Genomic DNA, 7,364 nt, shown 5'->3' with positions numbered 1-7,364 from the left:
TATCACTTTCAAAGAAGTTTTCCCAGACTTATCCACAGGCGTGCAAATGGTGGATAGGTGCGGGGAGCGATGCCCAGTCCCGCAATCCACAGGCCCTACTTCAACTACATTCCTTTTTCATATCTTTTTATTTAAGTGGTCGGAAACGAGGCCCCGATGACCGACCTGATGATCGCGTTCTATCCCTATGTGAAAGCCTTCCATGTGATCGCGGTGATCTCGTGGATGGCTGGGCTGTTCTACCTGCCGCGTCTGTTCGTCTATCACGCCGAGCGCGGCGCCGAGGCAGCGGAGCCGACAGACAGCTTCCGCATCATGGAGGAGAAGCTGCTGCGCGTGATCATGCGGCCGGCGATGATCGCGACCTGGGCCAGCGGATTATGGCTGGTGGCAACGCCGGGTATCCTCGATTGGACGGCCCTGTGGCCCTGGTTCAAGGCCACCGGGGTGCTGGGAATGACCGGATTTCACATCTGGTGCGCGGCCGAGCGGCGGCGGATTGCGGCCGGAGCGATCCGTCGCGGTCGGTCTTATCGGCTGATGAACGAGGTGCCCACAGTGCTGCTCATCGGCATTGTCGTGTCGGTCATCGTCAAATTCTAGGTGGGCGATTGACTCGCCGGTTCTGCCGGCCTATGTCGCGACCAAGCCCGGCCGTCCGGTACGGGGATTCCCACACGAATATGACATGACCGACCTTCGACGCGGGGGCGGCCTACGGTGACGATATGAGCGATGAGCGCCTGAACCTGTCCGAACTCAAGGCGAAAAGCCCGGCCGACTTGCTGTCCATGGCCGAGGAATGGGAAATCGAGAACGCCTCGACCATGCGCAAGGGCGAGATGATGTTCTCGATCCTCAAGGAACATGCCGAAGAAGGTTGGGATATCGGCGGCGAGGGGGTGTTGGAGGTCGTGCAGGACGGTTTCGGCTTTCTGCGTTCGACCGAAGCCAATTACCTGCCCGGGCCCGACGACATTTATGTCAGCCCCGACATGATCCGGCAGCATTCCCTGCGGACCGGCGACAGCGTCGAGGGCGTCATTCGGGCCCCGGGCGAGAACGAGCGGTATTTCGCGCTGACCAGGGTCGAGAGGATCAACTTCGAGGATCCCGAGAAAGCCCGCCACAAGGTCGCCTTCGACAACCTGACCCCGCTCTATCCCGATGAACGGATGACGATGGAGATCGAGGATCCCACGATCAGGGATCGCAGCGCGCGGATCATCGACCTGGTGGCGCCGATCGGGAAGGGGCAGCGGTCGCTGATCGTCGCGCCTCCGCGGACCGGCAAGACCGTGCTGCTGCAGAACATCGCCCATTCGATCGAGCGCAATCACCCGGAATGCTATCTGATCGTTTTGCTGATCGACGAGCGGCCCGAAGAGGTCACCGACATGCAGCGCAGCGTGAGGGGCGAGGTGATTTCATCGACCTTCGACGAACCGGCCAGCCGGCACGTCGCGGTGAGCGAAATGGTGATCGAAAAGGCCAAGCGCCTGGTCGAGCATAAACGAGATGTTGTGATTCTTCTGGATTCTATCACAAGACTTGGTAGAGCGTTCAATACCGTGGTTCCCAGCTCGGGCAAGGTTCTGACTGGTGGCGTCGATGCGAATGCCTTGCAGCGGCCAAAGCGTTTCTTCGGCGCTGCACGGAATATCGAAGAGGGCGGGTCGCTGACCATCATCGCGACCGCGCTGATCGATACGGGCTCGCGCATGGACGAGGTGATCTTCGAGGAATTCAAGGGCACCGGCAACAGCGAGATCGTGCTGGATCGCAAGGTCGCCGACAAGCGGGTCTTCCCGGCCATGGACATCCTCAAATCCGGTACCCGGAAAGAGGAATTGCTGGTCGAATCGAAGGATTTGCAAAAGACCTATCTGTTGCGCCGGATCTTGAATCCGATGGGGACGACAGATGCGGTCGAGTTCCTGATCTCGAAATTGAAGCAGACCAAGAGCAATTCGGAATTCTTCGACTCGATGAACGCCTGACGAGGCTGACATGGCTCTTATCTATGCGGAAGCCACCCCGCCCGGGCGCGGTGGCATTTCGGCTATTCGCATCAGCGGAGACGGAGCACGGCGGGTGGCCGAAAGGCTGGCCGGACCGCTGGAGCGTCCGCGCCACGCCTATCTGCGGACCTTGCGCGAGGGAAACGAAATTCTCGATCAGGCTCTGGTGAGCTGGTTCGAAGCCGGGCGAAGTTTCACCGGAGAAGAGACTGCGGAATTGCAATTGCACGGGGCTCCGGTTGTCGTGCGGCGGGTTGGGGCCGCGCTGCGGCGTATGGATGTGCGATCGGCCGAAGCGGGAGAGTTCACCAGACGCGCCTTTCTGGCGGGAAAAATGGATCTTGCCGAGGTCGAGGGACTGGGTGATCTTCTTGCGGCCGAGACCGAAGCCCAGCGGCAGCAGGCGGCGCGGCTGGCCTCGGGCGAGTTGGGTCGGGTGGCCGGAGATTGGCGAAAGATGCTGATTGCCGCTGGCGCCTTGATCGAGGCGAGCGTCGATTTTGCGGACGAGGAAACGCCCGAGGAAGTCCCGGCCGAGGTTTTTTCCCTGTTGCAGGAACTTGCGGCTGAACTTGACCGTCATATTGCCGGCTATGCGGCCGCCGAGACGATCAGATCGGGATTCGAGGTGGCCATCATCGGGCCGCCGAATGCCGGAAAATCAAGCCTTCTTAACAGGTTGGCCAGGCGCGATGTGGCGCTGGTTTCCGAGATTGCGGGTACGACACGCGACGTGATCGAGGCGCGACTGGACCTGAGTGGTGTGCCGGTCACGTTCCTTGATACTGCTGGACTGAGAAAGTCGTCTGATCTCATCGAATCCTTGGGGATTGATCGCGCGAGACAGCGTGCCCTCGCAGCGGATTTGAGGGTGCATCTGTCCCCGGATGGTCAGCGCGAGCAAGATCTGTGGCGCGACGGCGATATCGTGGTGAGCAGCAAGGTTGACTTGCGCGAGGATGGGTCCACTGGCGTCTCGGCTTTGACAGGGGTGGGGATAGACGATTTGCTGACCAGGTTGCGCCGCACCCTGGCCGAGAGAATCGCTCCGGCGGGTTTGGTGAGCCACGGCAGACAACTGAATGCGCTTGTAGATGCGCGCCGCGCTTTGGCAGATATCGATGGATTGCCACCCGAAATTCTGGCGGAGAATATTCGCGCCTGCGCCATGAGTCTGGACCGGCTTCTTGGCAGAATCGGTGCGGAGGATTATCTAGATGCCATCTTTACGACTTTCTGTATCGGGAAATAGGGCGTTTCACGTGAAACATTTTGATGTGATTGTGATCGGAGCCGGTCACGCCGGACTTGAAGCCGCAGGCGCGGCGGCGCGCATGGGGGCTGATGTCGCGCTGATCACAATGCGGCGCGAGGATATTGGCGCATTGTCCTGCAACCCGGCGATCGGCGGGTTGGGCAAAGGACATCTTGTCCGGGAAATAGACGCGCTTGACGGACTGATGGGGCGGATCGCTGACCGGGCCGGGATTCAGTTCCGGCTGCTCAATCGACGCAAGGGGCCCGCGGTTCAGGGGCCGCGCGCCCAGATGGACCGCGCAATCTATCGCAAGGTCGCGCATGATCTTATGTCCCGTCTTCCCGGACTGACGTTGATCTACGGATGCGTCGAGGCGCTGGCCGGCGACGAGAACCGCGTGACCGGGATCGAGATGGAGGACGGGACCGCCTATTCGGCATGTGCCACCGTGCTGACCACCGGGACGTTCCTCAACGGGACCATTCATATCGGCGACGTATCGCATGCAGCCGGTCGCTGGGGTGACGAGAATGCGAGAGGCTTGGCGACGTCGCTTCGCCGTTTCGATCTTCCGCTGGGTCGCCTGAAGACGGGAACGCCGCCTCGGCTAGACGGGCGGACGATCGATTGGTCCCGCCTTGATCGGCAGCCCGGAGACGATGAGCCGACGCTGTTTTCCTATCTCAGCACAGGCGTGAGTGGGCCGCAGATCTCTTGCGGTATCACACATACAAACCCGGAAACACATGACATCATTAGAGAAAACCTATCTCGTTCCGCAATGTATGGCGGACACATTTCCGGGAAGGGCCCTCGATACTGCCCGTCGATCGAGGACAAGGTTCTTCGGTTCTCGGAAAAGAAATCGCACCAGGTTTTTCTTGAACCCGAGGGGCTGAACGATCCGACGATTTATCCCAACGGTATTTCGACATCGCTGCCGGCTGAGATTCAGGAAGCCTATGTCCGAACGATCACGGGGCTCGAGCAGGCTGTAATACTTCAGCCCGGTTACGCCGTTGAATACGACTACGTCGATCCTCGTGCGCTGTCGTCATCGCTTCAACTTCGAGCTGTCAGCGGCCTTTTCCTTGCTGGACAGATCAACGGCACGACGGGATATGAAGAGGCCGCCGCGCAAGGTTTGGTTGCAGGACTGAATGCCGCTTTGTTGGCACAGCGGAAACCCGCGATCAAATTCAGCCGATCAGAGAGCTATATCGGCGTCATGATCGACGATCTGGTGTCCCGGGGTGTGACCGAACCTTACCGCATGTTCACCTCCAGAGCAGAATTTCGCTTGACGCTTCGGGCCGACAACGCCGATCGCCGGCTGACCCGCATGGGCCGGAACATCGGCTGCGTCGGCGATGAGCGCTGGCGGCATTTCGACAGCCGGGAAAAGCGGTATATCGCCGGACGCGACATCGCCGAGGCACGAGCCTTTTCGCCGAACGAGCTTTCAGGCAGGGGGCTTCATGTTCGACAGGACGGCCAAAGGCGCTCGGCATTCGAATTGATGGGAATGGCGGCGATCAGCGATGCGCAGATTGTTGAAATCATGCCAGAATTGTCGGCGGTTCACCCGGAAACCATGGCTCAGTTGCGCGCTGACGCTCTCTACCATCAATATCTCGATCGCCAGGAACGTGACGCGAAGGCGCTGAAAAACGACGAAAACATTGTGCTCCCAACCTCCCTGGACTACTTCACAATGTCCGGACTTTCGGGCGAACTGGCCGCGAAGCTTTCGGAAGCGCGGCCAGAGAGCCTCGCCTCGGCCGCCAGGATTGAAGGCATGACCCCCGCCGCGCTGACCCTGATCCTTGCCATGGCAAAGAACGAGCGGTGCCGGACCGCATGATGCATGTTTCACGTGAAACATGGGATGAACTGGATGTCTATGCCGCTATGATCCGGAAGTGGAATGCTCGGATCAATCTCGTGGCGCCGTCATCCGTTCCCCATCTGCAAGAGCGGCATATTGCCGACAGCCTGCAGCTTGTCGAACTCAGCCAGCCCGACGCTGGTCTTTGGGCCGATTTAGGTAGCGGAGGCGGCTTTCCCGGCCTGGTCGCGGCGATCGCATGCCGCGATCGCATGACGGATTTCATTCTCGTCGAAAGCGATCAGCGAAAATCGGCTTTTCTGCGAAGCGTCATTCGCGAACTCGGCCTGAAGCGGGCAGAGGTCATCTCTGCCCGCATCGAGGATCTGAATTCGCTGAAAGCCGCCTATATCAGCATTCGGGCGCTTGCCCCGCTTCCCCGTCTCATGCCATATCTGGTGCAACATCTCGAAAAGAACGGGCAGGCGTGGTTGATGAAGGGCAGGCAGTGGAAGGCGGAACTTGACGAGACGGCGTCACACTGGCGCTTCTCCGTCGAGAGCCATCCCAGCAAGACAGATCAGTCTGCGGCTATCCTCAAAATCTGGGGGCTTGATCATGTCTAGATACAGTATCGTGGCAATCGCGAACCAGAAAGGTGGCGTCGGCAAGACCACGACTGCGATCAACCTGGGCGCGGCCCTTGCGATGGCCGGGCATCGGACGATTCTTGTCGATCTCGATCCGCAGGGCAACGCTTCCACCGGGCTGGGCATCGACGAGGATCGCCGGCAGTTGACCGTCTATGACCTGCTTGCCGGCGAGGAAAGTCTTCAGGATTGCGCCATTCCGACCCAGATCGACAACCTCCACATCGTGCCCGCGACTGCCGATCTTTCTTCGGCCGATGTGGATCTGTCCCAGACTCAGGACCGCACCCGCCTGCTTCGCCGCAAGCTTGAGGGTGCACCTGATGGCAGCATTGTCCTGATCGACTGTCCGCCGGCCCTCGGCCTTCTCACCGTCAATGCCATGGTTGCCGCCGATTCGGTTCTTGTCCCGCTGCAGGCGGAGTTCTATGCGCTCGAGGGGCTGTCGCAGCTCTTGACGACGGTCAAGCACGTCCGGGCCAGCGGTAATCCGGCCCTGCGGATCGCAGGTATTCTGCTGACCATGTCCGACTACCGCAACAATCTTTCGCAGCAGGTCGAGGCCGATGCCCGCAACACGCTGGGCGATCTGGTCTTTCCCACCGTCATTCCGCGCAATGTCCGCGTTTCGGAGGCTCCGTCGCATGCCCAGCCCGTGCTGCTCTATGACCCGGCCTCGAAGGGCAGTGGTGCCTATCGTCAATTCGCCGAGGAATTCGCGGCGCGCCTGAAGATCGTGCGAGAGGAAGTGTGATGTCGGATGCCAGAACAGCCAAGAAGGGCCTGGGACGGGGGTTATCGGCGCTGATGGCCGATATCGATCTGGGCGAAACCAACGTCGCGACAGCGCCGTCGCGGGACCGCAGCCTGATTCCGATCGAACAGATCACCGCCAACCCGGATCAGCCGCGCCGTCATTTCGACCCCGAAGCCCTGCAGGAATTGGCCGATTCGCTGCGCAGTCGCGGTGTGCTGCAACCGCTGATCGTGCGTCCGCACCCGACCAGCGAGGGTCTGTACCAGATCGTCGCCGGCGAACGCCGCTGGCGTGCGGCGCAGATGGCGCAACTGCACGAATTGCCGGTCATCATCCGCGAGCTTTCCGATACCGATGTGATCGAGATCGCGATCATCGAGAATATCCAGCGCGCCGACCTGAATGCGATCGAGGAGGCCGCCTCCTACAGGCAGTTGATGGACCGCTTCGGCCATACGCAGGAAAGACTGGCCGAGGCGCTGAACAAAAGTCGCAGCCACATCGCCAACCTGCTTCGCCTTCTCAACTTGCCCGATACCGTTCAGCAATACGTCAAGGATGGAAAGATCAGCGCAGGACACGCCCGCGCGCTAATTACCGCCGGAAACCCCGGGGCGCTGGCCCAGAAGATCATCGATCGCGGTCTCTCGGTCCGCGAGACCGAACAACTGGTTCGCAAACAGTCCCAGCCCGGCACGGAATCTCAGCCGCGTTCTACCCGTCCTCAGCAGAAAGATGCGGATACCCGCGCGCTCGAATCCGATCTTTCCTCCCATCTCGGGATGCGGGTGCAGATCGATCATCTGGGCCAGGACGGGGGGAAACTGATCATCACCTATCGCGACCTCGA

Annotated in this window: 7 protein-coding genes; all 7 read left to right on the top strand. The window is 60.3% G+C overall.

The window, feature by feature from the left end:
• Positions 1-156: 156 nt before the first annotated feature.
• On the top strand, positions 157-603 hold the full coding sequence (locus tag B4L36_RS01590; RefSeq protein ID WP_292951328.1) for a CopD family protein: 447 nt from the start codon (positions 157-159) through the stop codon (positions 601-603).
• Between the two features lie 125 nt (positions 604-728).
• Positions 729-2,000, top strand: coding sequence for a transcription termination factor Rho (gene rho, locus B4L36_RS01585; RefSeq protein WP_292951325.1), 1,272 nt, complete (start codon positions 729-731; stop codon positions 1,998-2,000).
• A 10-nt stretch (positions 2,001-2,010) separates the two neighbouring features.
• Entirely contained in the window at positions 2,011-3,273 is a 1,263-nt protein-coding gene (gene mnmE, locus B4L36_RS01580) for a tRNA uridine-5-carboxymethylaminomethyl(34) synthesis GTPase MnmE (RefSeq protein ID WP_292951322.1), read from the top strand.
• A 10-nt stretch (positions 3,274-3,283) separates the two neighbouring features.
• Positions 3,284-5,143, top strand: coding sequence for a tRNA uridine-5-carboxymethylaminomethyl(34) synthesis enzyme MnmG (gene mnmG, locus B4L36_RS01575; RefSeq protein WP_292951319.1), 1,860 nt, complete (start codon positions 3,284-3,286; stop codon positions 5,141-5,143).
• Positions 5,128-5,733 carry a 16S rRNA (guanine(527)-N(7))-methyltransferase RsmG gene (rsmG, locus tag B4L36_RS01570; RefSeq protein ID WP_292951315.1) on the top strand — a complete coding sequence of 202 codons (606 nt, stop codon included), beginning with the start codon at positions 5,128-5,130 and terminating at the stop codon, positions 5,731-5,733. The genes mnmG and rsmG overlap by 16 nt, the downstream gene beginning before the upstream one ends.
• A complete protein-coding gene (locus tag B4L36_RS01565) occupies positions 5,726-6,511 on the top strand; it encodes a ParA family protein (protein ID WP_292951312.1) in 786 nt (261 codons plus the stop codon). Before rsmG ends, B4L36_RS01565 begins: the two co-directional genes overlap by 8 nt.
• Positions 6,511-7,364: ParB/RepB/Spo0J family partition protein (locus B4L36_RS01560; protein WP_292951309.1), on the top strand; the 854-nt coding region annotated here is incomplete at its 3' end. The genes B4L36_RS01565 and B4L36_RS01560, both read left to right, overlap by 1 nt.

Source organism: Paracoccus sp. UBA889, assembly GCA_002294185.1.
Taxonomy (GTDB): domain Bacteria; phylum Pseudomonadota; class Alphaproteobacteria; order Rhodobacterales; family Rhodobacteraceae; genus Paracoccus.
Note: the sequence above shows the minus strand (reverse complement) of the source record. Positions and strands in the feature narration are given on the sequence as shown.